1 pseudogene is annotated in these 253 nt (G+C 68.0%); it reads right to left on the reverse strand.

Features of this window, described 5'->3' with window-relative positions:
- Nucleotides 1-253, reverse strand: a pseudogene (locus ABQE44_RS25870) (HNH endonuclease signature motif containing protein); the annotation flags it as partial.

Consider the following 253-nt stretch of genomic DNA (forward strand, 5'->3'; position numbering starts at 1 on the left):
GGTTTTCGGTGCGGTCAGTGGGTTGGGCATCCAGTTCTCGGGCGCCCTCTACGGCGTCGTCGACCCGAACCGCGGGGTTGGGTTTGAGGTTGGCGGGCCGGTCCTGGGGTTGGTCGTCGGGTCGCAGCAGGCGTTCGGGTCGGTGGTAGTAGTTGAGCCGGGCTTGGCCGGTGTCGAGGCCGTCGGGTGGGAGCCATTCGACTTCGCCGCGGTCGTTCATGCGGGTGGTCCAGCCGCCGTTGTCGTTGACGCT

It is taken from the genome of Mycolicibacterium sp. XJ2546 (assembly GCF_053483195.1).